The organism is Rhodopseudomonas palustris, assembly GCF_007005445.1.
GTDB classification, from domain to species: Bacteria; Pseudomonadota; Alphaproteobacteria; order Rhizobiales; family Xanthobacteraceae; genus Rhodopseudomonas; species Rhodopseudomonas palustris_G.
Genome location: NZ_CP041387.1, coordinates 3,584,264 through 3,608,458 on the forward strand (window position 1 = coordinate 3,584,264; position 24,195 = coordinate 3,608,458).

At 66.3% G+C, this 24,195-nt stretch carries 21 protein-coding genes; 10 read left to right on the top strand and 11 right to left on the bottom strand.

Features of this window, described 5'->3' with window-relative positions:
* Nucleotides 1–131: 131 nt before the first annotated feature.
* Nucleotides 132–449 (top strand): c-type cytochrome, encoded by a 318-nt coding sequence (locus FLL57_RS16430; protein WP_142884239.1) that lies wholly within the window; start codon nt 132–134, stop codon nt 447–449.
* Here FLL57_RS16430 and FLL57_RS16435 read toward each other — a convergent pair.
* From FLL57_RS16435 to FLL57_RS16445, 3 genes are read right to left on the bottom strand one after another with little or no spacing between them, the layout of a single operon-like run.
* A complete protein-coding gene (locus FLL57_RS16435) occupies nt 409–1,608 on the bottom strand; it encodes an ABC-type transport auxiliary lipoprotein family protein (RefSeq protein WP_013504107.1) in 1,200 nt (399 codons plus the stop codon). The two genes, FLL57_RS16430 and FLL57_RS16435, sit on opposite strands and share 41 nt — an antisense overlap.
* An 11-nt stretch (nt 1,609–1,619) precedes the next feature.
* Nucleotides 1,620–2,399 carry an ABC transporter ATP-binding protein gene (locus FLL57_RS16440; RefSeq protein ID WP_013504108.1) on the bottom strand — a complete coding sequence of 260 codons (780 nt, stop codon included), beginning with the start codon at nt 2,397–2,399 and terminating at the stop codon, nt 1,620–1,622.
* A 2-nt stretch (nt 2,400–2,401) separates the two neighbouring features.
* Nucleotides 2,402–3,550, bottom strand: coding sequence for an ABC transporter permease (locus tag FLL57_RS16445; protein ID WP_047308061.1), 1,149 nt, complete (start codon nt 3,548–3,550; stop codon nt 2,402–2,404).
* 150 nt (nt 3,551–3,700) lie between these two features.
* Between FLL57_RS16445 and FLL57_RS16450 the strand changes: the two genes are divergently transcribed.
* Complete coding sequence (locus FLL57_RS16450; protein ID WP_013504110.1) at nt 3,701–4,111, top strand: hypothetical protein; 411 nt, start codon at nt 3,701–3,703, stop codon at nt 4,109–4,111.
* A 21-nt stretch (nt 4,112–4,132) separates the two neighbouring features.
* Here the strand turns inward: FLL57_RS16450 and FLL57_RS16455 are convergent, their stop codons facing one another.
* Both FLL57_RS16455 and FLL57_RS16460 read right to left on the bottom strand, forming a co-directional pair.
* Nucleotides 4,133–6,856 (bottom strand): bifunctional acetate--CoA ligase family protein/GNAT family N-acetyltransferase, encoded by a 2,724-nt coding sequence (locus FLL57_RS16455; RefSeq protein ID WP_142883426.1) that lies wholly within the window; start codon nt 6,854–6,856, stop codon nt 4,133–4,135.
* 137 nt (nt 6,857–6,993) lie between these two features.
* Entirely contained in the window at nt 6,994–7,422 is a 429-nt protein-coding gene (locus FLL57_RS16460; protein WP_013504113.1) for a CBS domain-containing protein, read from the bottom strand.
* Nucleotides 7,423–7,678: 256 nt separating this feature from the next.
* On the opposite strand from FLL57_RS16460, the gene FLL57_RS16465 reads away from it, so the two are divergent.
* Complete coding sequence (locus FLL57_RS16465; protein ID WP_142883427.1) at nt 7,679–9,241, top strand: AAA family ATPase; 1,563 nt, start codon at nt 7,679–7,681, stop codon at nt 9,239–9,241.
* Here FLL57_RS16465 and FLL57_RS16470 read toward each other — a convergent pair.
* The 3 genes from FLL57_RS16470 to FLL57_RS23380 all read right to left on the bottom strand — a co-directional run bounded on the left by FLL57_RS16470 (nt 9,223) and on the right by FLL57_RS23380 (nt 12,264).
* Complete coding sequence (locus FLL57_RS16470) at nt 9,223–10,986, bottom strand: PHA/PHB synthase family protein (protein WP_142883428.1); 1,764 nt, start codon at nt 10,984–10,986, stop codon at nt 9,223–9,225. The two genes, FLL57_RS16465 and FLL57_RS16470, sit on opposite strands and share 19 nt — an antisense overlap.
* Before the next feature lie 271 nt (nt 10,987–11,257).
* The gene (locus tag FLL57_RS16475) at nt 11,258–12,094 is read right to left on the bottom strand and encodes a universal stress protein (RefSeq protein WP_142883429.1); all 837 of its coding nucleotides are present in this window, start codon (nt 12,092–12,094) and stop codon (nt 11,258–11,260) included.
* Nucleotides 12,094–12,264 (bottom strand): hypothetical protein, encoded by a 171-nt coding sequence (locus FLL57_RS23380; protein ID WP_185966152.1) that lies wholly within the window; start codon nt 12,262–12,264, stop codon nt 12,094–12,096. Before FLL57_RS23380 ends, FLL57_RS16475 begins: the two co-directional genes overlap by 1 nt.
* A gap of 29 nt (nt 12,265–12,293) precedes the next feature.
* Here FLL57_RS23380 and FLL57_RS16480 point away from each other — a divergent pair, with 29 nt between their 5' ends.
* The 7 genes from FLL57_RS16480 to FLL57_RS16510 all read left to right on the top strand — a co-directional run bounded on the left by FLL57_RS16480 (nt 12,294) and on the right by FLL57_RS16510 (nt 19,208).
* Nucleotides 12,294–13,127: a universal stress protein gene (locus FLL57_RS16480; RefSeq protein ID WP_142883430.1), complete on the top strand. Its 834-nt coding sequence runs from the start codon at nt 12,294–12,296 to the stop codon at nt 13,125–13,127.
* 88 nt (nt 13,128–13,215) lie between these two features.
* Nucleotides 13,216–13,947, top strand: coding sequence for a CBS domain-containing protein (locus FLL57_RS16485; protein ID WP_013504118.1), 732 nt, complete (start codon nt 13,216–13,218; stop codon nt 13,945–13,947).
* 147 nt (nt 13,948–14,094) lie between these two features.
* Nucleotides 14,095–15,621, top strand: coding sequence for a sensor protein FixL (fixL, locus tag FLL57_RS16490; RefSeq protein WP_047308058.1), 1,527 nt, complete (start codon nt 14,095–14,097; stop codon nt 15,619–15,621).
* On the top strand, nt 15,614–16,225 hold the full coding sequence (gene fixJ, locus FLL57_RS16495; RefSeq protein WP_013504120.1) for a response regulator FixJ: 612 nt from the start codon (nt 15,614–15,616) through the stop codon (nt 16,223–16,225). Before fixL ends, fixJ begins: the two co-directional genes overlap by 8 nt.
* A gap of 84 nt (nt 16,226–16,309) precedes the next feature.
* Nucleotides 16,310–16,702 carry a response regulator gene (locus tag FLL57_RS16500; RefSeq protein WP_013504121.1) on the top strand — a complete coding sequence of 131 codons (393 nt, stop codon included), beginning with the start codon at nt 16,310–16,312 and terminating at the stop codon, nt 16,700–16,702.
* A gap of 186 nt (nt 16,703–16,888) precedes the next feature.
* Nucleotides 16,889–17,578, top strand: a complete 690-nt coding sequence (locus FLL57_RS16505) for a helix-turn-helix domain-containing protein (protein ID WP_013504122.1) — start codon at nt 16,889–16,891, stop codon at nt 17,576–17,578.
* A gap of 322 nt (nt 17,579–17,900) precedes the next feature.
* Nucleotides 17,901–19,208 (top strand): O-acetylhomoserine aminocarboxypropyltransferase/cysteine synthase family protein, encoded by a 1,308-nt coding sequence (locus FLL57_RS16510; protein ID WP_142883431.1) that lies wholly within the window; start codon nt 17,901–17,903, stop codon nt 19,206–19,208.
* A 108-nt stretch (nt 19,209–19,316) separates the two neighbouring features.
* Here the strand turns inward: FLL57_RS16510 and FLL57_RS16515 are convergent, their stop codons facing one another.
* From FLL57_RS16515 to FLL57_RS16525, 3 genes are read right to left on the bottom strand one after another with little or no spacing between them, the layout of a single operon-like run.
* A complete protein-coding gene (locus FLL57_RS16515) occupies nt 19,317–20,681 on the bottom strand; it encodes an NADH-quinone oxidoreductase subunit N (RefSeq protein WP_047308056.1) in 1,365 nt (454 codons plus the stop codon).
* Between the two features lie 10 nt (nt 20,682–20,691).
* Nucleotides 20,692–22,134: a complex I subunit 4 family protein gene (locus tag FLL57_RS16520; RefSeq protein WP_142883432.1), complete on the bottom strand. Its 1,443-nt coding sequence runs from the start codon at nt 22,132–22,134 to the stop codon at nt 20,692–20,694.
* Nucleotides 22,125–24,194 (bottom strand): NADH-quinone oxidoreductase subunit 5 family protein, encoded by a 2,070-nt coding sequence (locus FLL57_RS16525; RefSeq protein ID WP_142883433.1) that lies wholly within the window; start codon nt 24,192–24,194, stop codon nt 22,125–22,127. The genes FLL57_RS16520 and FLL57_RS16525 overlap by 10 nt, the downstream gene beginning before the upstream one ends.
* Between the last annotated feature and the right edge of the window lies 1 nt (nt 24,195).

Here is a 24,195-nt window from a genome sequence, read left to right on the forward strand (position 1 = left end):
CTTCTGCGCCAAGAGGGCCAATATGTCGGCAAATCGTCAAGACGGCTTGACACAGATCAAGGTGATGCCACGACCATCATGCATGGTGCAAGTTGTTGTTTCGCTACCAGTTTTACCCAGCGGGCGGCTCGATGCGATGTGTTTTCGCCGGTGCGGCGATCCTGCTGATGATGGCCGGCCAGGCGACGGCCGCGCCCCCCTCGGAACGTCGAGGCCTCGAATTCGCCAAGTCGCATTGCGCCCGATGCCACGCCATCGGCCGCTCGGGCAAAAGTCGGCTCGCTCAGGCGCCGCCGTTCCGCACCCTGCACACCCGCTACCCGGTCGAAACACTGGCAGAAGCGTTTGCGGAAGGTATTTATACCGGCCACCCGCGGATGCCCGAGTTTGAACTCGACCCGGATGAGATCAACGACCTTTTGTCGTACCTGAAGACCTTGGAGCGATAGACGGTCTGGCCGCGGCGGGCGGGGCTGGTTCGGCCTCGCTATGGCCGGCGGCGAGCGCCTGTGCGGTCCACGGAACCAGATCCTTGGCAATCGCATCGAAGGATTTGTCGAACGCCGCAACCGCGGCCATCGGCTCCGGTTTGGCGAGCGTCGTCGCCTGCTGAAACACCCTCGCTGCGACCAGCTTGCCATCCTTGTCGATGATCTTGCCGCTGAAGGCGATCTCGGCCTTCAGGTTGTCGCGCTCACCGACGACCTGAAAACTGCGGATGTCGGTCAGCAATTGATAGTCCGGCTGCACGGCGTCGTTGGGACGCATCGGAGCGTGGGCGATGTCGTAGTTTTCGAAGCTCTGGATCAGCTTCTCCTGCAGCATCTTCGGAATGCTGTCGCTCCACTGTGCGCCGGCGAATGCCTGGATCTCCAGCCCCGGAGCCAGCAGCATCTTCTGGCTGTCGAACAGGATCACGGTATTGGACTCCGGGATGGTGAGCTGTCCCTTGAGCGGCGGCGACGGTGGCGGGAAGCCGGCGGCGGCCGCGAGGTCGTACACGACCTTCTTCACCTCCGGTTCGTTGGCGCCGGTCATCCGCTCGACACCGCCGAGAATGCCGTCCAGCTTGTCGGTCTTGCCGGCCAGCCATTCCGAGAACGTTTTGAAGTTCGCGATGGTGTCCTTCAGCGGGCCGGAGTTCTCTCCGAGAACGGAATCGACTTTGCGAAGCGCCTCGCGCGCCGCCTGCGTCATGCTCATCCCGGCGCCCGGCTCTGCCACCAACGTGGTCGCGGCCGCCGAGCCGGTGAGTTGCTTGCCGCCCTCGAGCGCCACCACGGGCACCCCGGTCAAGCCCTGGAAATCCAACCCGACCTTGGTATCCGGACGGACGGGCGTCGACGGCGCCACAGCGATCGTCGCATCCACCCGCCGCGGATCGTCGGGCGCCAGCGCCAGCGCCGTGACCTCGCCGACCCGGATGCCGTTGAACAGCACGGCCGCACCGACCAGCAGCCCGGGCACCGGATCGCGGAACTGAAGCTGGTAAGTCGTGCGCGCGCCGACGCCCGAGGTGTTGTGCAGCCAGAACACGAAGCCGAACACCGCGAAGATCGCCGCGAGCACGAACGCACCGACGATCGCGAAAGGAGCACGAGTTTCCATGGCGTGGCGTCCTAGTCCTGTCTGGGCTGGAGCATCGCCGAGCGCTTGCCGTGGAAATAGGCCCGCACCCAGGGATGGTCGGATTGCAGCAATTCGCGCATCGGCCCCACCGCCACGATCTTGCCGTCGGCCAGCGCCGCGACGCGGTCGCAGACGACGTTGAGGCTGGCGAGATCGTGGGTCACCATGAACACGGTGAGCCCGAGCGTGGTTTGCAGGGTCTTGATCAACTGATCGAAATCGCCGGCGGCGATCGGATCGAGGCCGCTGGTCGGCTCGTCGAGAAATACGATGCTGGGATCGAGCGCCAGCGCGCGGGCCAGCGCCACTCGCTTGGTCATGCCGCCGGACAATTGCGACGGATACTTGTCCCAGTCGTCGGGCGCGATGCCGACCATCTCCAGCTTGGCGGTGGCGATCTCGTCCTGCAGCTTCTCGGACATCTCCAGCGTCTCGCGCAGCGGAAACTGCACGTTCTGCCGCGCGGTGAGCGAGGAGAACAGCGCTCCCTGCTGAAACAGGATGCCCCAGGTCGCCGCCACCGAAGCTTTGCCGCGACCGAAACCGCGTTCGGTGTCGTGCCCCATCACTTCGATGTGCCCGCTCTGTTTCGGGATCAGGCCGATGATGGTGCGCATCAGCACCGACTTGCCGCCGCCCGAAGCGCCGACCAGGCCGAGGATTTCGCCGCGGCGGACGTCGAGCGACAGATGATCGAGCACGGTCTGCCGGCCGAACCCGACCACGAGGTCGGCGACGCGGATGGCATGAGATTCGGCGGGCCCGCCCATCGCTACATCCCGATCGACGCGAAGAACACGGCGAACAACCCGTCCAGCACGATCACCAGGAAGATCGACTTCACCACCGAGGTGGTGGTCTGCAGGCCGAGCGACTCGGCGCTGCCCTTGACCCGCAAGCCTTCGCTGCAGGCGACGATGCCGATCACCAGCGCCATGAACGGCGCCTTCCACATGCCGACCTGGAACGAATTCAGCGACACCGCCTCGTGCAGCCGCGCGATGAACACCGAGGGCTGCATCCCGCCGTAGAACCATGCCGTCAAAAGGCCGCCATACAGCGCCGCCATCGAGCCGATGAAGGCGAGGATCGGCAGCGCGATCACCAGCGCGATGATCCGCGGCAGGATCAAGACTTCGACCGGGTCGAGCCCCATGGTCGACAGTGCGTCGATCTCCTCGCGCATCTTCATCGAGCCGAGCTCGGCGGTGTAGGCGCTGCCGGAGCGGCCGGCGACCATGATCGCCACGATCAGCACGCCGATTTCGCGCAGCACCAGAATGCCGACCATGTCGACGACGTACGAGTCCGCCCCGAACTTGCGGAAATGGAAAATGCCCTGCTGCGCGATGATGGCGCCGATCAGGAAGGTGATCAGCACCATGATCGGGATCGCCTGCCAGCCGACCCGGTACACCTGGTAGGTCAACGAGGTCAGTCGCAACGAGCGCGGCCGGCGCAGCACGCCGAGCACGGCAACGCCGAGAGCACCGAGCATCTGCAGAAACACCGCGATATCGGCGGTGGCACTCCAGGCCGAGCGACCGATCTCGTCGAGCTTGGCGATGATCGGATTTGGCTTCGGATGCGGCGTCGGTCCGCGGCGGTTGAGCTGCCGCACCTCGTCGATCAGTTCGGCGTAGCTGTCGGCAATACCCTTGAACTGCGCGGGACTGCCCGCTTCCGCGGCGCTGCGCGACAGCTTCTCCAGAACCCATGCGCCGATCGTGTCGATCTCGCCGATCGTCGCCATGTCGATGGTGAGCGACTTCGCGGACGCGATCTGCTGCGCAGCTCCGGCAGAGAGCTGCTCCATGATCTTGCTGTTCGTCGCCGTCCACGCTCCGGTCGGCTCGAGCTCCAGCGTATCGCCATCGATCTTGGCGTTCAGTCCAGGCGCCGAACTCACGGCTGGTCCCATCCGGTCTCGAAGGCCAGCATACGCTGCTCCGTTTCGATTCGCGCCGAGGCGTTGCAGTGCACAGTTTGCGTCGCGCACCGCGATTGATGCAAATCAATTATGGTCCTTCTGCTCTGCGTCAGCATTGTCGACAACGCCAGGAGCGAAACAATGACCAAGGCCACGCCCTCCACCATCCTCAACACCTCGTTGCCGGCGTGCTTCCGCCAGATCAGGCTCGAACTCGCGCGCGAGCCCGGACATCCGGAGGGCGAAGCCAACATCGCCTATGTGATCGTCGCGCCGCTCGACAGTGACGATCGGATCGACGCCGAGATCTGGAAGAAGCACCGCGAAGCCTGCCGGGTGGCGCGGCAGCGGCCGCGTCAGTCCGACAGTCTCGGTCATCTGGTGCATCGACCCGGCGGCTCCTGGGCGTTCCAGTACGACAGCGCCGCCAACCTCCCGGACGAAGCCGGCTATCACTTCGCCGACGAACGTTTCGTGCAAGGCGAGTACGTGTCGCTGCGCGAGGAAGGCGACATGCACACCTTCCGTGTGGTCTCGGTGAGCCGGCTGTAGCGGTCAATAAACCACGGGTCGTCACGCCGACTTGGCGGCGCGGGCGGCTTCCTCGGTCAGCGGCAGCCGGACGTTGAGGATGTCCGGCTCGGAGGGGTCGGTCTTGGACTCGAAGCCGAGGTCACGGCACATCCGCAGCATCGCAGTGTTCTCGCGAAGAACCTGACCGCAGACGTAGTGCAAGCCCTCGGAGCGGGCATACTCGATGATCAGTTTCATCAGCGTCCAGCCCAGCCCTTTGCCCTTCAGGTCGGAACGCAGCAGGATCGCGTATTCGCCACTCTCGTAGATCGAGTCGGAGTGAATTCGGACGACACCGAGCATTTCGCCGGTGATCTCGTCGAACGCCACGAACGCCATCGCGCGGGCGTAGTCGATCTGCGACAGCCGGGCGATGAAGGCGTGGCTGAACTCCTTCATCGCCGCAAAGAACCGCAGGCGCAGATCCTCCGGCGTGACGTGCTTGAGGAAGTCGTGGATCGCCGGCTCGTCGTCGGGGCGGATCGGCCGCGCCAGCACCCGCCAGCCGTCCTTCACGGACAGATGCCGCTCCCATTCGGTCGGGTACGGCTTCACCGCGAAATGCGTGTTGCCACGGCCGGCGAATTTGCGCTCCGCCTCTCGCACCACGACGCGAGCGTCGATCGCCACCACGCCGTTTTCATCGGCGAGCAGCGGATTGACGTCGAGCTCGCGGATCTCCGGCAGATCGGCCGCCATCTGCGACAGCTTCACCAGCGTCAGCGCCACCGCGCTGCGCTTGACTTCGGGCACGTCCCGATAAGCGCCGAGCAGCTTCGAAACCCGGGTGCGTCCGATCAGCGATTCCGCGAGTGGCAGGTCGAGCGGCGGCAGTGCCAGCGAGCGGTCGTCGATCAGCTCGACGCCGGTGCCGCCCTGGCCGAAGGCGATTACCGGACCGAAGGTCGGATCGTCGGCGATGCCGATGGTGAGTTCGCGTGCCTTCGGCCGCAGGATCATCGGCTGCACCATCACGCCGTCGAGCCGTGCATCGGGCCGCAGCCTGGCGGCGCGCGCCAGAATCTCGTCGACCGCGACGCGGACCGCTTCGACGCTGGTGAGGTTGAGCACGACGCCGCCGATGTCCGACTTGTGCGGAATGTCGCGCGACAGCACCTTCACCACCACGGTGACGCCCTGCGACAGGAACGACGACGCCCACGACACCGCTTCCTCGGCATTGGTGGCCGCCAGCGTCGGAATCATCGGGATCTGATACGCCGCGAACAGACCGCTGATCTCCAGCGGATCGAGCCAGGAACGCTTCTCGCGGAGCGCCTTCTCGACGATCGCGCGGGCGCTCTCGGTGTCCGGGTCGAAATCCTTCGGCAGGCTGGGTGGCACTTCGGTGAGAAGCTGCCCCGCCTCGCGGTAGCGCACCATGTTCATGATGCTGCGGACAGCGTCGTCCTCGGTCGGATAGTTCGGGATCGAGGCCGCGTCGAAGGCGTGGGTGACCGCCTCCTCGGCGCCGACCCAGACCGCGAACACCGGCTTGAACAGCGTGCGGCGAACGCGTTCCTCGCCGACCACGCGGATCACTTCGCGGGCAATGTCCCGCGGCGACGCCACCGCGGTCTGCACGTTCATCACCAGGACCGCGTCGTTGTCCGGATCGGCGAGCAGCATCGACAGCGTCGCCGAATAGCGCTCGGCGTCGGCATCACCGGTGATGTCGATCGGATTGAAGCCGGACCACGAGGTCGGCAGGATTGCGTCGAGCTTTTTGTGCAGATCGGCCGACAGCGTCGCCGGCTCGCCGCCGAGCTCGACCAGCCGGTCGACCGCCAGAATGCCGATGCCGCCGCCATTGGTGAGGATCGCAACGCGCTTGCCCCGCGGTGCGCTGACGCGGCCGAGAGTCTCGGCGCAGTCGAACAGTTCGCGCAGATCGTACACCCGCAACATGCCGGCGCGGCGGAATGCGGCTTCGTACACCGCGTCGGCGCCGGCGAACGCGCCGGTGTGGGTCGCCGCCGCCTTGGCGCCGTGCGCCATCCGACCCGACTTCACCACCACCACCGGCTTGACCCGCGCCGCGGCGCGCGCCGCCGACATGAACTTGCGGGCGTCGGTGACGGCTTCGATGTAGAGCAGGATCGCGCGGGTCTCGAGATCGGCGGCGTAGAAGTCGAGCATATCGGCGATGTCGACGTCGAGCTGATCGCCGATCGACACGATGCCGGAGAAGCCGATCTCCTTCACCGCCGCCCAATCCACCATGCCGGCGGCGATCGCGCCGGATTGCGAGATCAGCGCCAGATTGCCCCGGCGCGGCATGTGGGCGGCGAAGCTGGCGTTGAGATTGGCGCCCGGGATCATGATGCCGAGACAGTTCGGCCCGATCAGGCGGATGCCGGATTTTCGCGCGGCACGATTCGCCGCTTCGGCGTAGGAGCCTTTGCCGCGCCCCATCTCCGAACTGATGATGATCGCGCCGGCGACGCCGAGCTCGCCGGCCTCGGCGACGACCTTCGCCACCGAACGCGGCGGCGCGGTGATCACGATCAGGTCGGGAACGAACGAAAGCCGCGCGAGGGAATCGACGGTTTTGAAGCCGCCGATCTCCGGATAGCGCGGATTGACGACGCCGATCGCGCCTTTAAATCCCGCCTCGCGCAAATTGGTGAGGATCGCGCGACCGAGTGATGCGGGGCGAGGACTGGCACCGACCACAGCGACCGCACCGGGAGACAGGAGAGTGCTCAATCGATAGGTCGACATCTCACCTCGCCACCGGACGGCCAGCGGCGAACGGCAGCCGTCTCGCGATGCGGAATCCGCGCTCGCACTATGTACGACAGATGCAGCAACAAGCCAACGCCGGCCGGGCGCGGCGGAGAGACGCGTACCGCAGGCCGTCAGCGAACCTTGGTGAAACTCGCAAGCGCCTTGATGACGTCCTCGCGCGAGATGATACCGTCCAGCTTGCGATCGGCGTCGAGCACGGGGATGCTGCGGGTCTGATGCTCGACCATCAACTGCAATACCCGGGTGAGCTTGGTATCGGAGTGCACGTAGAGGAAGTCCGCCGACATGATGTCGCCGACCGTCCGATTCATCAGATCGTCATAGTGCGGCAGCATCTGGGTCGGGTGAAAGGCGAAGCAATTCAGGAAATCGTACTTTGTCACCATGCCGATGACACGCTGATCCTCCACCACCGGATAGGCGTTGAAGTCGTCGTGTTCAAACTTGTCCTCCAGCTCGCGCATGGTCAGTTCACGCGATACGGCCTTCACCGCTCGCGTCATATGGTCGGCAACGGTTGCCTCTAGAAACTTATACAAGACCAGACCCAATCACTCGGAATGTTCACCAACGATTTCCGGCGACCCAATGGCGGCCCTGCTAATCGTCGTGGTGTGCAAATTGACCGCAGCTTTGGCGAATTGAATTGATCAAGGTCAAACAGGCGGCAATTCGGCCGCCGCTTGTTTTTTGTACAACAATCCTCATGAATTCACCGGTCGGATCTGGTGTCGGGGACCGCAACCTGTGTGCATCCTCGAACTGTTCTCAAATCCCCAAGTAGCAGCGGTTGCGATGACAAAGCCAACGACAGAGCCCGCCGTCTCCCAGCAGGAAGTGCTCGGTTTCCTCGGCGGCCTGCGATGCCCCGACGGCACCCCCGTGGTGCAGATCGACACCCACGGCGCCGCCGTCTTCCTGCAGGGGAACCGGGTGCTGAAGATCAAGCGAGCGATCAAGTTCCCGTTCCTCGACTATTCGACGCTGCAGAAGCGCCATCGCGCCTGTGAGCAGGAACTCGCGGTGGGGCGACGATTCGCTCCCGCGATCTATCGCCGGGTGGTCCCGATCTGCCGATCAGTCAGCGGCGCGTTGGAAATCGACGGGGACGGGCCCGTGGTGGAATGGGCGGTCGAGATGAGCCGGTTCGACGAAAGCAGGACGCTGGATCATCTCGCCAGCGCCGGCCCGCTCGGTCCCGAACTGGTCGACGCGATCGCCGATGCGATCGCGGCCTCGCACCGTGCAGCGCCGCTGGCCGCCACCGTGCCGTGGATCGCCTCGATCGAACCGATCCTGGCCGACAACAGCAGCGAACTCGCCGACGGCGGGTTCGACGCGGACGACGTCGCGGCCATCGACCAGAGCAGCCGCGCCGCGCTCGCGAAGTTGCGCGGATTGCTGGAACGGCGCGGCGCCGCAGGGTTCGTGCGGTGGTGCCATGGCGATCTTCACCTCGCCAATATCGTGGTGATCGACGACAAGCCGACATTGTTCGACGCGATCGAGTTCGATCCGGCGATGGCGTCGGTCGATGTCCTGTATGACCTCGCCTTCCCGCTGATGGATCTGTTGCACTACGGCCGCGGCAGCGACTCCACACAACTTTTGAACCGCTACCTCGCAGTAACGGCCGACGACAATGTCGATGCGCTGGCGGCGCTGCCACTGCTGCTGTCGATGCGTGCCGCGATCCGCGCCAAGGTGATGCTGGCGCGGCCCGCCGCCGACGAGCCGACCCGGCGCGCCAATCGGGCCGGCGCCGAATCCTATTTCAACCTGACGCTGCGGCTGATCGCGCCGCCCCCTGCCCGGTTGGTCGCGGTCGGCGGCCTGTCGGGAACCGGCAAATCAGTGCTAGCGCGAATGCTCTCCGGCCATGTCGCACCGCTGCCGGGCGCAGTGGTGCTGCGATCGGATATCGTCCGCAAGAGGCTGTTCGGCGCGGCCGACACCGAACGGCTGCCGGCCGCCGCCTACGCGGCGGATGTCACCGACAAGGTGTATCGCAGCCTCGCCGATCGCGCCGGCCAGATCCTGAAGCAGGGACATTCGGTGATCGTCGATGCGGTGTTCTCGAAGCCGGAGGAGCGCCACGCGATCGAAGCCGTCGCGACGGGACACGCCGTCCCGTTCCACGGACTGTTTCTGACCGCGGATATCGGCACCCGGATCGCGCGGGTGGCCGGCCGCGTCGGCGATGCCTCGGACGCGACGCCGGAGATCGTCCGCCAGCAGCAGAGCTACGCCTCCGGTGAGATCGGATGGACGACGATCGACGCTTCCGGCACTCCGGCCGAGACGCTGGCCCGCGCGCTGACGGCGCTGCCGCAGAACGATCAGGTCTGCAGCACGTAACTGCCCGGCGCCTCGGGCAAAGTCGCGGCATCGGCATCCGGCAGCCCCATCCGCGGCGGTGCGACCGGCTCGCCCGAGCGGGCGCCGAGCCAATGCAGCCATTCGACCCACCACGATCCCTCGGCGTGCGGGGCCTCCTGCAGCCAGTGATCCGGCCCGACATAGGGGCCGTCGGCCGCCTTGGTCATGACCTGATAACCGTGCGCCTTCGGCGACGGCGGCGAGACGATGCCGGCATTGTGGCCGCCGCCGGTCAGGCAGAAGGTGATCTCGGCATCCGCCAGTAGGTGGATCTTGAAGGTCGATCGCCAAGGGGCGACGTGGTCGCGCTGCGTTCCCACCACGAACATCGGCGTGTGGATGTCGGACAGCGCGATCGGGCGGCCGTCGACGACATAGCGGCCCTCGGCGAGATCGTTGTCGAGGAACAGCTTGCGCAGATATTCGGAATGCATCCGATACGGCATCCGGGTGGCGTCGGCGTTCCATGCCATCAGATCGTTCGGCTCGGAGCGCACGCCCATCAGATAGTCGTGCACCAGCCGCGACCAGATCAGGTCGTTGGAGCGCAGCATCTGGAATGCGCCGGACATCTGGGTGGTGTCGAGCACGCCGCGGTTCCACATCATGTCCTCGAGGAACGCGACCTGACTCTCGTTGATGAACAATGTCAGTTCGCCGGCCTCGGTGAAATCGGTCTGTGCGGCGAACAGCGTGATCGATTTCAACCTGTCGTCGCCGTCGCGCCCCATCGCCGCGGCCGCGATCGACAGCAGCGTGCCGCCGAGGCAATAGCCCGCCGCATGGATCGGGCGTCCCGGCAGGATGGCGCCGATGCTGTCGAGCGCCGCCATCACGCCGAGGCGGCGATAGTCTTCGAGCGAGACATCGCGATCCGCGGCGGTCGGATTGCGCCACGAGATCATGAACACGGTGTAGCCCTGCCCGGTGAGATACTTCACCAGCGAATTGTGCGGCGACAGGTCGAGGATGTAGTACTTCATGATCCAGGCCGGCACGATCAGGACCGGCTCGGGCCGCACCGCTTCGGTCGCGGGCGCGTATTGGATCAGCTCGATCAGCTTGTTGCTGTACACCACCTTGCCGGGGGTGACCGCGACATCCTTGCCGACGACGAAATCGTGCTTCGGCTCGTGCGCCATCAGCTCGAGCAGATCCTCCCACCAGTTGCGGAAGCCGTCGGCGAGGTTGCGGCCCTCGGTCGACACGGTGCGGCGAAGCACTTCCGGATTGGTGAGGGCGAAGTTCGACGGCGCCCACACGTCGAGCATCTGCCGGGTGGCGAATTCGACGATCTTCTCGTTCTGCTCCGAGACCCCGCGAATGTTGGTGGTAGCGTCGTGCCACCACTGCTCGGCCAGCAGAAATCCCTGCGCCATCATGTTGAACGGCGGCTCGCGCCATTCCGGCGCACTGAAGCGGCGATCCTGCGGTTGCGGAGCGATCAGCGACCACGGCGCGGTCTGGCCGATCGAGGCTTCGGCGAGCTGCGTCCCACGGCGCAGCGCATCGCTGACGAGATCCATCCGCTGCGTCGGTGCCCAGAACAGATGCGACAGCCAGTCGAAATAGGCGAGCGTCAGCGCCGTCGGCGACAACCCGCCGGTCAGCGGCGCCAGTGTCGCATGCAGAGTGCGGTCGCTGTCGCTCGGACCGAGGTGTCTGGCGGGCGGCTGAATTTGCTGGGAAGCGGCGCTCGGCGCCGGCGGAGAAGTCTGCAACATCATCACCTCGTCGCGGTCGTCGCGCGGAAACGCCGGCACGGCCTGTGGCTAGTTTCGCCCGCCCGATGGCAATTCGGTACGCCCCCTGCGCTTCACATATAGGACGACCAAGATGTCATCATGCAGTCATCCGCCGCTTTTGGAGTTGGCCGCCCGCGAAAATGGTTAAGTCGTGGTAGCGGAGCCGGATGCGAAGCCTCGCATCCGGCTCGAACCGCGCGCTTGACCTTGCTCAAACCGCGGATAGGAGCTGCCAGCCCCGTCGATTTCCCTAGCGTGCCAGGAACGCGCAACGCGAGGTCTGCTCCAGCAGATGCTGGGTGACGCCGCCGAGGATCCATTCGCGGAAGCGCGAACGTCCATAGGCTCCGGCAACCACGACCCCGGCGCCGACCCGGCGGGCGACGTCGGTGATCTGTCGCGACACCTCGCCGGCCGGCTCTGGCACCTCGCCGACCGCGTGAATGCGGTGCCGCGACAGCCAGTCGACGACATCGTGCACGCCGGCGAGCGCGGCGGCGCGGCCGTCGTCCTCCTCGCTCTCGACGATCTCGACGACGGTGACGCGGCTGGCCTGGCGCAGCAGCGGCAGCGACGCCACGATCGCGCGCCGCGCCTCCGGATTGTCTTTCCATGCCACCAGCACGCTCGACAGATCGATCCGGCACACATTGGGCGGCACCACCAGCAGCGGGCGGCCGATCTCCATCACCAGATCGGCCGGGTCGGCCACCGCGAACGGATCGCTCAGGATGTTCGGCGCACCCGCACCGCACACCACGAGGTCCGCGGCACGCGCCTGCTGCACGATGTAGCGCGACGGCTGCTCGATCGCGCTGCGCCATTCCAGCTCGCGGGTATGCCCGCTCATGGCGTGGCGGAATTCGGCCTCCAGCTCGGCGAGCCGCTGTTTGATGGTCGCCAGTCCCTGCATCATCAGCCGCTCGGCCTGCGGTCCGGACATGTAGTAGACCGGCGGACTGAGTTCGGACGCCGCGATACCAAGCAGGCGCGACTCGAACCTTTCAGCCAGCTCCGCCGCGATGCTGAGACGACACGCGCTGGGCTGGTCGAACGCGAGCGCGACCATCACCGTCGAGTATGTCATCAGCGCCTCCCCGGAACCATCGCGGCAATCACAACGCGAACGCAGCCGCCGTTCGCCGCTTGCGGCCGCTGCAACGATTTCATGATCACGCCGCAGACCGCCGCGATACGATGAGCTAGATCAAAGTAACCCGCCGACGCGGCCATATATTCTGCTCCGATCACGATCACGGGAACGATCGAAGCGGGAGTGCTTTGCAATGCCGAGTGACATCGTCGTCCACATCCCGGCCGATCGACCGGCCGACGGTGTCGTCGCCTGCGCCGTCTCGGTCGCCAAAGCGTTCGACGCGCATCTGGACGGCATCGTCTGCACCTATCAGCCGATCAATCCGGCCATCATGGTCGGCGCCTCGGCGGCGTACTACGCCGCCGCCACCCAGCACAACACCGACTCCGACGAAGCCGCCGCCCGGCTCGATCAGTTCGAGATCGCCGCGCGCGCCGCCGGCGTGACCCACGGCGCGCGCTCGATCTGCGATACGCCGGTGCTGGCCAATCAGGCGCTGTCGGAAATCTCGCGGCTGTACGATCTCACCGTGCTGATGCAGCCGGACCGCGCCAGGCCCGGCCATCAGGATCCGCTGCCGGAAGCCGTGCTGTTCAGTTCCGGCAAGCCGATGCTGATGGTGCCCTATATCCACACCGGCCCGCTCACCTTCGACCGCGTGCTGATCTGCTGGGACGGCGGGCGTCCCGCGGCGCGCGCGGTTCACGACGCCATGCCGTTCCTCGGCCGGGCGCAGACCATCGACGTCGTCGCCGTCAACGAGGACGAGGATGTCGTTGGGCAGGCCTCGTCGAACGCCCTGCTGGCGCATCTGCTGCGTCACGATCTGGCCGCGACCGGCCACCAGCTCACCGCCGCTCCCGGCAACATCCACAACACCATCCTGTCGTTCGCCGCCGACAGCGGCGCCAACCTGCTGGTGATGGGCGGATACGGCCATTCGCGGCTGCGCGAATTCATCCTCGGCGGCGTCACCCGAGGCATCTTCAAGTCGCTGACCTTGCCCGCGCTGATCTCGCATTGACGCGACGCGGGAGGAACGGCGACACAACCAGCCACGGCGCGACCCGCGTGGCGCTGCGGGATCGGACGCGGCAAAGGGGAGACGGAAAATGCGCGCTCATCAGATCATGACGCGGCAGGTGGTGACGATCGGACCCGAGGCCTCGATCGTAGACGCCGCCAACGCGATGATCGACAATCACATCAGCGGCCTGCCGGTCGTCGACGACGACGGCAAGCTGATCGGGATCATTTCCGAAGGCGACTTCATCCGCCGCGCCGAGATCGGCACCGAACGCAAGCGCGGAAGGTGGCTGCGGATGCTGCTCGGCCCCGGCACCTGCGCCGGCGACTTCGTCCACGAGCACGGCCGCAAGGTCGGCGAGGTGATGACCCGGCACCCCTATACGGTGACCGAGGAAACCTCGATCGAGACCATCGTCAAGCTGATGGAGAAGCATCACGTCAAGCGTTTCCCGGTGATGCGCGGCGATCTGTTGGTCGGCATCGTCACCCGCAAGAATCTGTTGCGCGCGGTCGCCGATTTGGCGCGTCAGGCTCCCGAGCCGAACGCGGCGGACGACAAGATCCGCGACCGGATCATCGCCGAGATCGATCGCAACGACTGGCGCCCGTTCGGCCTCAGCGTGCTGGTGCGGGACGGCGTGGTGCACCTCAACGGCGTGATCACCGAGGAGCGGTCCCGGCAGGCCGCGATCGTGGTCGCGGAGAACGTCTGCGGGGTGCGCGAGGTGCATGATCACCTGTGCTGGGTGGACACCATGTCGGGCTTCTACCTGAATTCGCCGGAGGACGACCGGGCCGCCAAGAAAGCGAGCTGAACTCCCCAGCGACCCGAGTGTTATTGTGTTCCTGGCAGGAGGCGGGCGACCTGCTCGCTGAGGCTGGTGATTCCGCGCTGGTTCGCCGTGTTGCGGATCGGAATGCCGTCGTGTTAAGAGCGGCAAAGAGAGCATTTCAGGCGTCGCGTGACCGAACCAGCCCCACCGTCGACCGAACTCCTTGCGCGTGATCGCCGTTTGCAGCAGGGCATCGACGGGTACGGCGTCGGCACCTGGGAGCTCAATCTCGCCACCCGGGAATTGGCCTGTTCGGCGACCGCGCGCAAGCTGTTGGGCGTGCCGGCCGACGCTCCCCTCACCTACGACACCTTCATCTCCCTGGTCGATCCAGACGATCGGGAGCAAATTGCCCTCGCACTGCAGCAATCAATCGAGCACGGCGACAAGATCGACGTGATGTACCGGGTGGCGGAGAAAGACCGTCCCAGCCATTGGCTGCGCGCCCGCGGCGGCATCGTCCACGAGGACGGTGCCTCCTATCTTTGCGGCATCGTGCTCGACATCGATCAGCAGAAGGTGCTCGAGCAGGAGCTGCGGCTGCAACAGGGGCAGCTCCGCTCGATCCTCGACACCGTGCCGGACGCGATGATCCTGATCGACGGCCGTGGCATCATGCGTTTCTTCTCGCGCGCGGCGGAGCGGATGTTCGGCATGTCCGAGCGCGAAGCGATCGGACAGAACATCAGCGTGTTGATGCCCCGCCCCGACGCCACCCGCCACGACCAGTATATCGACCGCTACAACGTCTCCGGCGAGCGCCACATTATCGGCATCGGCCGGATCGTCACCGGCCAGCGCAAGGACGGCAGCACGTTTCCGATCCACCTGTCGATCGGCGAAATGGAATCCGGCGGCGAGCGCTATTTCACCGGCTTCATCCGCGATCTCACCGAGTATCAGCAGACCCAGGCGCGGCTGCACGAGTTGCAGGCGGAACTGGTGCACGTCTCGCGGCTGACCGCGATGGGCGAGATGGCCTCGGCGCTGGCGCACGAATTGAACCAACCGCTGTCGGCGATCAGCAACTACATGAAGGGCTCGCGCCGGCTGCTCGCCGGCAGCACCGATCCTAATACCGTCAAGATCGAGAGCGCGATGGAGCGCGCCGCCGAGCAGGCGCTGCGCGCCGGCCAGATCATCCGGCGGCTGCGCGATTTCGTCGCGCGCGGCGAATCCGAGAAGCGGGTCGAAAGCCTCGCCAAGCTGATCGAGGAGGCCGGCGCGCTCGGGCTCACCGGTGCCCGCGAACAGGGCGTGGTGCTCCGCTTCAATCTCGATCCGGCGCACGATCTGGTGCTGGTCGACCGGGTCCAGATCCAGCAGGTTCTGGTCAATCTGTTTCGCAATGCGCTGGAAGCGATGGCGAATTCCGCTAAGAAGGAATTGTCGGCGGCCAACGCCCGCGTCGCCGACGACATGGTCGAGGTTACTGTCTCGGATACCGGCAGCGGTCTGCCGGAGCAGGTCAAGGCCAAGCTGTTTCAGACGTTCTTCACCACCAAGGAAACCGGAATGGGGGTCGGACTTTCGATCAGCCGTTCGATCATCGAGGCGCATGGCGGCCGGATGTGGGCAGAAACCAACAGCGCCGGCGGCGCGACGTTCCGTTTCACGCTGCCGCTGGCGCCCGTCGGGGATATGACTGATGCCTAAGGGAACCGTGCATGTGATCGACGACGACCTGGCGATGCGGGAATCGATCGAATTCCTGCTCGGCTCGGCCGGCTACGAGGTCAGGCTGTACGAATCCGCACAGGCGTTTCTCGACGAGCCGGAGGTCGAGTTCGGCTGCATCCTGTCCGACGTGCGGATGCCCGGCATCGACGGTCTCGACCTGCTGAAGCGGCAAAAGGCAGCCGGCAGCAAGCTGCCGGTGCTGATCATGACCGGCCACGGCGACGTGCCGCTCGCGGTCGAAGCGATGAAGCTCGGCGCCTCTGACTTCATCGAGAAGCCGTTCGACGACGATCGCCTGATCGGACTGATCGAACTGGCGCTGAAGCAGGCGCAGGAAGGCGCCAGGAGCGAAGCGGTTACGCAGGACATCGCGCTGCGGATCCAGTCGCTGAGCCCGCGGGAACGCCAGGTGATGGACGGCCTGGTCGCCGGCATGTCGAACAAAGTGATCGCCCGCGAGTTCGATATCAGTCCGCGGACCATCGAGGTCTATCGCGCCAACGTGATGACCAAGATGCAGGCCTCAAGCCTGTCGGAACTGGTCCGGATGGCGATGCGCGGCGGCGTCATCAAGGATTGAGACAAATCAAAACGCCCCCTCGGCCAGCCCCTATGGTTCGAGGATGCAATCGTTCACAGCCGTCTTCGGCGCGTGAGGTAGGTGATGCCAGGCGCGTCGGCGAAAACCATCGTTTATGTAGTCGACGACGATCAGGGCGTGCTGGGATCGCTGCGCTTTCTGCTCGAGACTGACGGCTTCGCGGTGCGCACCTTCCGCAGCGGTCCGGCGCTGCTCGACGCCATCGATCAGGGCCCGGTCGACTGCATCGTGATCGACTACAAGATGCCCGGCATGAACGGGATCGATCTGGCCCGCGGACTCCGCGAGCGCAATGTGCGCGCCCCGATCGTGATGATCACCGGATACCCCGACGAGACGATTTCCAGCCGCGCCAGCGTGGTCGGCGTGCAGCATGTGGTGGTGAAACCGCACCTGGAAGAAAGCCTGGTGTCGCACATTCGCGCCGCCCTGCAGGAGAGCGGTGCCGCGGCCTGACGTGGCCTGCATCAAACACCTCCGCTTCCCTTAAGTTCTTGTTAAGACTTCGGATTTCCCCTAAGGCCACAACCCCGCGCCTACGTAAACCTACTTAGGGGAACCCACTTAAGATATGGAGCGAAATACCTCGCCCTCGGAATCTTCCGTACAACCCAGGCCATCCGATCCATAGGAGATGGCCAGATGCTGAACCAGTCGCTCAGGACCCCCGCCACCGCCACTGCCCCGATTGATCCTTCCTGTTCCACGGCCGAGCAGTTCTTCGCGACCACTGGCCACGCCGGCCTGATCGCCTCGGAATTCGCCTACAAGAAGGAAGAAGAGATCTACGGCGAGGACGAGCCGTCCGAGTACGTCTACCAGGTCGTGTCCGGCGCGGTGCGCAGCTACAAGCTGCTGTCCGACGGCCGCCGCCAGATCGGCGCCTTCTATCTTCCCGGCGACGTGTTCGGGCTGGAGTCGGGACCGACCCATCGCCTTACCGCCGAAGCCATCGTCGACACCACCGTCCGCCTGATCAAGCGCCGCAGCCTCGAACAGGCGGCCGCCACCGACGTCAACATCGCCCGCGGCCTGTGGTCGATGACCGCCGGCGAGCTGCGCCACGCCGAAGACCATATGCTGCTGCTCGGCCGCAAGAATGCGATGGAGCGGGTCGCCAACTTCCTGCTGGAAATGGACCGCCGCCTCGCCGTCGCCGGCATGATGGCGCTGCCGATGTGCCGCCGCGACATCGGCGACTATCTCGGCCTGACCCTCGAAACCGTCTCCCGCGCGCTGTCGCAGCTTCAAAGCAAGGGCATTCTCGGCTTCTCCGGCGCCCGCCAGATCGAACTGCGCAATCGCGCCCAGCTTCGCAATCTCGACGCCTGAGTCAGCCTCGGCGGCTCACCCGCCGCAGAATCTCTTTCATCGGATCGGACAGAGAGGTCACCAGCAATGGTGGCCTTTTCTGTTTGGAGCAGTGCCGGCGCGACGTCATGCCCCGCCCTCGTCATGGAAGAATTTTCTCTTTCATCCCGTGGTTGGCGAGGAAGGAACATATCGAGACCGCGTTGTCGCCGATAAGGAGATTTCTATTTCACATGATCGATTGACTTGGAGGATGTGCGCCGTCCTGATGAACGCCCGCTGACCTGCGTCGCCGTCACGATCGCGGTCACAGCCCGGCTCTCATTGCCCGAAGGATGTCGCCATGACCCAGAAGCTCCACCCCGAAACTCTCCTGCTGCATGCCGGCTGGCGCGCCGACCCTTCGACCGGCTCGGTCGCTGTGCCGCTGTTCCAGACCACCTCGTATCAGTTCCGCGATACCGAGCACGCCGCGAACCTGTTCGCGCTGAAGGAACTCGGCAACATCTACACCCGGCTCGGCAATCCGACGACTGACGTGCTGGAGCAGCGGGTGGCGGCGCTGGAAGGCGGCGTTGCGGCGCTGGCGGTGGCGTCAGGCCAGGCCGCGTCAGCCTACGCGATCCAGAATCTCGCCAAGGTCGGCGACAACATCGTGTCGTCGACCGATCTGTATGGCGGCACCTGGAATCTGTTCGCCAACACCCTGAGGGACCAGGGCATCGAGGTCCGCTTCGTCGATCCGTCCGACCCGGAGGCGTTCGAACGCGCCACCGACGAGCGCACCCGCGCCTACTACGCCGAGACGCTGCCGAATCCGAAGCTGGCGGTGTTTCCGATCGAGGAAGTCGCCGCGATCGGCCGCCGGCACGGCATCCCGCTGATCGTCGACAACACCACCGCGCCGCTGCTGGTGAAGCCACTCGAACATGGCGCCGCGATCGTGGTGTATTCGGCGACCAAATATCTCGGCGGCCACGGCACCTCGATCGGCGGCATCATCGTCGACGGCGGCAATTTCCCGTGGGAGCAGTTCCCGCAGCGCCAGCCGGCGCTGAACACGCCGGACCCGAGCTATCACGGCGCGGTCTGGGTCGATGCGGTGAAGCCGATCGGCCCGGTCGCCTACATCATCAAGGCGCGCACCACGCTGCTGCGCGATCTCGGCGCGGCGCTGTCGCCGTTCAACGCCTTCCAGATCATCCAGGGCCTGGAAACGCTGCCGCTGCGGATCGAGCGTCACGTCGCGAATGCCCAGAAGGTCGCCGACTATCTGGAGAAGCGCCCCGAAGTCGTGAGGGTGATCCATCCGTCGAAGCAGACCGGCCTCGCCCGCGAACGCGCCGAGAAGTATCTGAAGGGCAAGTTCGGCGGTCTGGTCGGCTTCGAGCTCGCCGGCGGTCGTGAGGCCGGTCGTAAGTTCATCGACGCGCTGGAGCTGCTCTATCACGTCGCCAATATCGGCGACGCGCGTAGCCTTGCGATCCACCCGGCCTCGACCACCCATTCGCAGCTCTCCACCGAAGAGCAGCTCGCGACCGGCGTATCGGACGGCTACGTGCGGCTGTCGATCGGGCTCGAGCACATCGACGACATCCTCGCCGACCTCGACCGCGGTCTCGCGGCCGGACGACTGTCGAACGCGGCGTAACGCACAAAGCTGTAGGGTGGGTTAGGCGCACTCGCGCCGTAACCCACCAGCTTTCGACGAAACGTAGATCGGTGGGTTACGCGCTCCGCGCTAACCCACCCTACGGCGCTACGGCGCCATCGTCGCGGCGACGACATTCATCAGCCCGGCCGGGGCGACGCCGAAGATCACGATCAGGGCGATGCAGACGATCAACAGGCCGCGATCGAGTCGATGCAGCGGCTCGGATTCGTCGTGAGTGTGGCCGACGAACGGCGCGGTGAAGAACTTCGCGTAGTAGAAGAAGCCGAGCGACGAGCCGGCGACCACGATCCCGACCAGCACCCACAGCCCGCCATCGATCAGGACCCGCAGCAGGAACAGTTTGGCGATGAAACCGCCCGCCGCCGGCAAGCCGGCGAGCGATAGCAGCGACAGCGACAGCGCGATCGCCTCCAGCGGGCGCCGCTTCATCAGCCCGTGCAGATCCGGCAGCGTCGGGGCGCGGCCGAGCGCGGCAGAGACGCACAGCGCGCCCAGCATCGCTGGCGCATAGATCGCCAGATAGAACAGCACCGCCTCGCCGGCATGCGGCGTGCCGGAGGCGATAATCAGCGCGATGTAGCCGGAATGCGCGATCGTCGAATAGCCGAGCATCCGCGGCAGTTGCGGCTGCCGCAGCGCCAAGAGGTTGCCGATCAGCACCGAGGCGCCGCCGAGCGCGGCGAGCCCCTGGCTCCACACCGGCTCAGGCAGATGGCCGCTCAGCGCCAGCCGCAGGATCACGATCGCCACCGCCGATTTCGACACCACGCCGGCCAGCGTCGCGGCGCTGGCCGGCGCCGCCTCGAACGCGTCCGGCGTCCACATGTGGAACGGCACCAGCGAGAACTTGAACGCGAGACCGGCCAGCAGCAGCGCGGTGCCGAATGCGGTCAGCGCACCGCGGCCGCCCCAATCGGCGAACGCCAGCGCGCCGGTCTCGGCGAAGATCAGCGCAATGCCGAGCAGCAGCGCGGAAGACGCCAGCCCGCTCATCACCAGAAACTTGTAGGCCGCCTCCAGCCCCTGCCGGGTGAGGCGAAACGCGAACAGCGCGATCAGCGACAGGCTGAGGATCTCGACGCCGAGAAACAGCGTCGCGGCATGGCCGGCGCCGGCCAACGTGGCGGCGCCGATCGCCACCAGCACTAAGAGCGACGGCGCCTCCTTGGCAGGGTGACCGGTGCGCAGAAACACCAGCGCGCCGAGCGACACCAGGCACGCGAACACGATGCCGAACCGCGCCGGCCCGTCGTCGGTGAACAGCGCCCCCATCGGCGCCGCCGGCGCACCGATCCGCAGCAACGCCACCGCGGCGGCAAGCGCCAGCCCTGCCGCGGCCGCCGCCTGGACGATCTGCAGCCGCGCCAGCGGCACCAGCATCATCGCCGCGACGGCGGCGATGGCCAGCACCACGATCGGCGACAGGGCTGCGAATTGGGCTGCGGTCATGGCGCGGCGATCACGGCGTCTGGATCAGCGCGGCCTTGATCGCCGGCTCCAGCAGCGCCAGCAGGCTCTGCGGATACAGGCCGACGATCAGCGTGCCGATGCCCATCACCACGATCGGCCAGTATTCGCGCCAGCTCATGTCGGCGAGCGGCGGCTTGGGCTGCGGCAGCCCGAACACCAGCCCCTTGAGCAGCCGCGTGGCGTAGATCACCGACACGATCAGCGTCGACAGCGCCAGCAGCGCGAACACCCAGTTGACCTGGAAGATGCCGACCACCACCAGCGCCTCGCCGACGAAGTTGGCGGTGCCGGGCAGCGCCAGCAGCGCCGAGCAGAACAGCGCGAACGCGGCGGCGAATTTCGGCGCGGTCTGCTGCAGCCCGCCGAGCTGGCGCAGGTCGCGGGTGTGGGTGCGCTCGTACAGCGCGCCGATCAGCAGGAACAGCGCCGAGGCCGAGAACGAATGCGCGACCATCTCGACCGCGGCGCCGGCCAGCGCGTAGTGCACGCCGGCCGAGATGCCCATCAGCACGATCGACATGTGCGCGATCGAGGTATAGGCGACCAGCCGCTTGGCGTCGTTCTGGCCGCAGGCGACCAGGCCTCCATACAGCGCGCCGGCGGCGCCGAGCGCGATGCCGTAGGGCGCGACCGCGGCCAGCCCGTCCGGAAACAGCATCGGCGCGAACCGGAACAGGCCGTAGGCGCCGGTCTTCAGCAAAAGGCCGGCGAGCAGGATCGAGCCGGCCGTCGGCGCCAGCGTGTGCGCCTCCGGCAGCCAGGCGTGGAACGGCGGCACCGACAGCTTGACCATGAAGGCCAGCGAAAAGCCGAGCAGCATCCAGACCTGGACATGGGTCGAGAGCTTCATCTCGGCGAGTTCGAACGCGCTGAACGTCATGTGGTCGGCCATCGCCGCCAGCGCAAACGACGCCGCCAGCAGACCGAACCCGGCGGCCGCGTTGAAGATCAGGAACTTCAGCGCCGCGCCTTCCTTATCGCCGTGGCCCCACACCGCGATCAGCGTGAACGCCGGCACCAGCATCGCCTCCCAGAAGAACGCGAAGATCAGCAGATCGAACGACAGGAATACGCCGACAGTGGCCGCCACCGTCCAGCACAGGCTAGCGTGAAACAGGCCGGACTGGGTGCGGATCTCCGACCACGACGCCATCACCGAGATGATGCCGAGCCCGGCGGCGAGCGCGATCATGACCGCCGACAGCCCGTCGATCGCGAACTCGAGCGAGATGCCGAACGACGGCACCCACGGATACGACACCTTATCGTACCAGCGCCCGTCGTCCCCGGCAGCGACGATCGCAAACAGCAGCACCAGCATCAGCGCGAAGGTCGCGATCGTGACCCAGCGCTCGCGTTCGCCCTTGCCGGCGGCGAAGAATGCGACGAGGCCGCCGATCGCAGGCAGCAGGATGAGCGCAATCAACGCCATGACGTCCCCCAGGCAAACAACAGAAGTCCCGCGCAACCAAGCGCGATCCACAGCGAGTGATCGCGGACGCGGCCGGTCTGCGTGCGCCGCGCCAGCGCCCAGGCTTGGCCGGCACCGCCGGCCAAGCCCATCCAGGCGCGATCGATCCGGTCCGGATTGAATCGCGCCACGAAGAATCCGACGAACAGCCGGGCCGCGACGATCAGCAGCCGGCCGACCGGATCGCCGGCCACCATCCGCACCACCGGCGTCTGGCCGTCGGTCGCGCGCGTGATCAGGTCGGTACGAATCCCGCGCACCTGCCCCGCGCCGCGGCCGAGCGGATCGTCGGTCACGAGTCCGGGCACGTCAACGCCCTCACGCCGCAGCGCCACCGCATCGGCCACGGCCTCGGTGCCCTCGGCGTTACCGAGCACCGCTGCGACCCGGCGGAAGCGTCGAACGAAGTAGTAGTAGTACAACACGTCGACGCGGAAGATGCGGATGTGCCGCATCCGCGTCGTCAGACGCTCCAGATCCTGCGGATGCCTGACCAGCCATCGCGCCAGGAACACGCCGAGGATCGGCGCAGCCGCACCGAGCAGCGCCGGCACCAACGGGATGTGCTCGGGCGCGCCGCCGGTGAAGCTGATCAGCGCGCCGACCGACAGGCCGCCGACTACGGCGACGAAGGTCAGGACGAACAGCGGCACCACCACGGCGAGGCCGCCCCACGGCGGCGCGGCGAGATCCGCCGTCTGGCTCGCCGCGACGAACACCACGCGAAAGGCGTAGGCGCCGGTGAGCACGGCCGCGGTGGCGGCGAGCAGCCACAACGGCACACCCCACGGCCCGCTGCTCCACACCGCCGCCAGCACCGCTTCCTTCGAGTACCAGCCCGCGGTGATCACCGGCAGTCCGGCGAGCGACGCGGCGCCGATCGCGAAGCTCCAGAACGCCAGCGGCTGGCGATAGCGCGAGCCGCGCAGCGCTTCGATCGCGGTGGAGCCTCCGGCGGCATGGCTCATCACGCCGGCGCTGAGGAACAGCAACGACTTGAACGCGGCATGGATGGCGAAATGCGACAGCGCCACGGCCGGCGCGCCGAGCCCGAGCGCCAGCACCATGAAGCCGATCTGGCTCATGGTCGAGAACGCCAGCAGCTTCTTGACGTCGGTCTGGATCAGCGCGACCAGCGCGCCGAGCGCCGCGGTGAGGATGCCGAGCATCGCCACCATGGCCGAAATCTCGGGCGCCGCGGCGAACAGCGGCGCCAGCCGCGCCAGCAGGATCACGCCGGCGGCGACCATGGTGGCCGAATGCAGCAGCGCCGACACCGGTGTCGGGCCGGCCATCGCGCTCGGCAGCCAAGTGTGGAACGGGATCTGCGCCGACTTGCCGAGCGCGCCGAGCGCGATCAGCCCGGCGATCGGCGCCAGCCGCCACGGGTCGATTCCCGGCACCGCGGCGAGCATGCCGTCGAGCCGGGTGGTGCCGGCGTTCAGGAACAGCATCATCAGGCCGGCGAGAAGCAGGCTGTCGGCAACGCGGGTGGTGATCAGCGCCTTGCGTCCTGCGGCCACCGCCTTGGGCAGCCGGTCGTAGAACGCGATCAGCATGAAGCTGCACAGGCCGATCGTCTCCCAGCCGAGAAACAGCAGGATGACGTCGGCGGCGAACACCACCGCCAGCATGCCGGCGAGGAACAGGTTCATTACCGCGAAGAAACGGCGCAGATCGGGCAGCGGCTCGGACGCCATGTAGGCGCCGGAATAGATCAGCACCAGCGCGCCGACCAGCACCACCGTGCCGCCGGTGACCATGCTGAGCGGATCCATCGACATCGCGATCTGGGCGACGAACACCCCGGTGTCGATCGACAGGATCGGCACCGTCGCGCCGGCGACGCAGACGCCTTCGATGCAGGACAGCGCGACCGGGAAGAACAGCAGCGCCGGCAGCACCGCGGCGCCGACGCCGAGCGCGATCACCACGGCGCGCGACAGCGGCACCGGGAGCAGCGACAGAATCACGAAGCCGAGCAGCGCCGGCACCGGGACGAAGGGAAGCAGATCCGCCATG

Coding starts and splice junctions, on each gene's coding strand:
- FLL57_RS16430 (WP_142884239.1), top strand. CDS start 132: ATGCGATGTGTTTTCGCCGGTGCGGCGATCCTGCTGATGATGGCCGGC.
- FLL57_RS16435 (WP_013504107.1), bottom strand. CDS start 1,608: ATGGAAACTCGTGCTCCTTTCGCGATCGTCGGTGCGTTCGTGCTCGCG.
- FLL57_RS16440 (WP_013504108.1), bottom strand. CDS start 2,399: ATGGGCGGGCCCGCCGAATCTCATGCCATCCGCGTCGCCGACCTCGTG.
- FLL57_RS16445 (WP_047308061.1), bottom strand. CDS start 3,550: ATGGGACCAGCCGTGAGTTCGGCGCCTGGACTGAACGCCAAGATCGAT.
- FLL57_RS16450 (WP_013504110.1), top strand. CDS start 3,701: ATGACCAAGGCCACGCCCTCCACCATCCTCAACACCTCGTTGCCGGCG.
- FLL57_RS16455 (WP_142883426.1), bottom strand. CDS start 6,856: ATGTCGACCTATCGATTGAGCACTCTCCTGTCTCCCGGTGCGGTCGCT.
- FLL57_RS16465 (WP_142883427.1), top strand. CDS start 7,679: ATGACAAAGCCAACGACAGAGCCCGCCGTCTCCCAGCAGGAAGTGCTC.
- FLL57_RS16470 (WP_142883428.1), bottom strand. CDS start 10,986: ATGTTGCAGACTTCTCCGCCGGCGCCGAGCGCCGCTTCCCAGCAAATT.
- FLL57_RS16475 (WP_142883429.1), bottom strand. CDS start 12,094: ATGACATACTCGACGGTGATGGTCGCGCTCGCGTTCGACCAGCCCAGC.
- FLL57_RS16480 (WP_142883430.1), top strand. CDS start 12,294: ATGCCGAGTGACATCGTCGTCCACATCCCGGCCGATCGACCGGCCGAC.
- FLL57_RS16485 (WP_013504118.1), top strand. CDS start 13,216: ATGCGCGCTCATCAGATCATGACGCGGCAGGTGGTGACGATCGGACCC.
- fixJ (WP_013504120.1), top strand. CDS start 15,614: ATGCCTAAGGGAACCGTGCATGTGATCGACGACGACCTGGCGATGCGG.
- FLL57_RS16500 (WP_013504121.1), top strand. CDS start 16,310: ATGCCAGGCGCGTCGGCGAAAACCATCGTTTATGTAGTCGACGACGAT.
- FLL57_RS16505 (WP_013504122.1), top strand. CDS start 16,889: ATGCTGAACCAGTCGCTCAGGACCCCCGCCACCGCCACTGCCCCGATT.
- FLL57_RS16510 (WP_142883431.1), top strand. CDS start 17,901: ATGACCCAGAAGCTCCACCCCGAAACTCTCCTGCTGCATGCCGGCTGG.
- FLL57_RS16515 (WP_047308056.1), bottom strand. CDS start 20,681: ATGACCGCAGCCCAATTCGCAGCCCTGTCGCCGATCGTGGTGCTGGCC.
- FLL57_RS16520 (WP_142883432.1), bottom strand. CDS start 22,134: ATGGCGTTGATTGCGCTCATCCTGCTGCCTGCGATCGGCGGCCTCGTC.
- FLL57_RS16525 (WP_142883433.1), bottom strand. CDS start 24,194: ATGGCGGATCTGCTTCCCTTCGTCCCGGTGCCGGCGCTGCTCGGCTTC.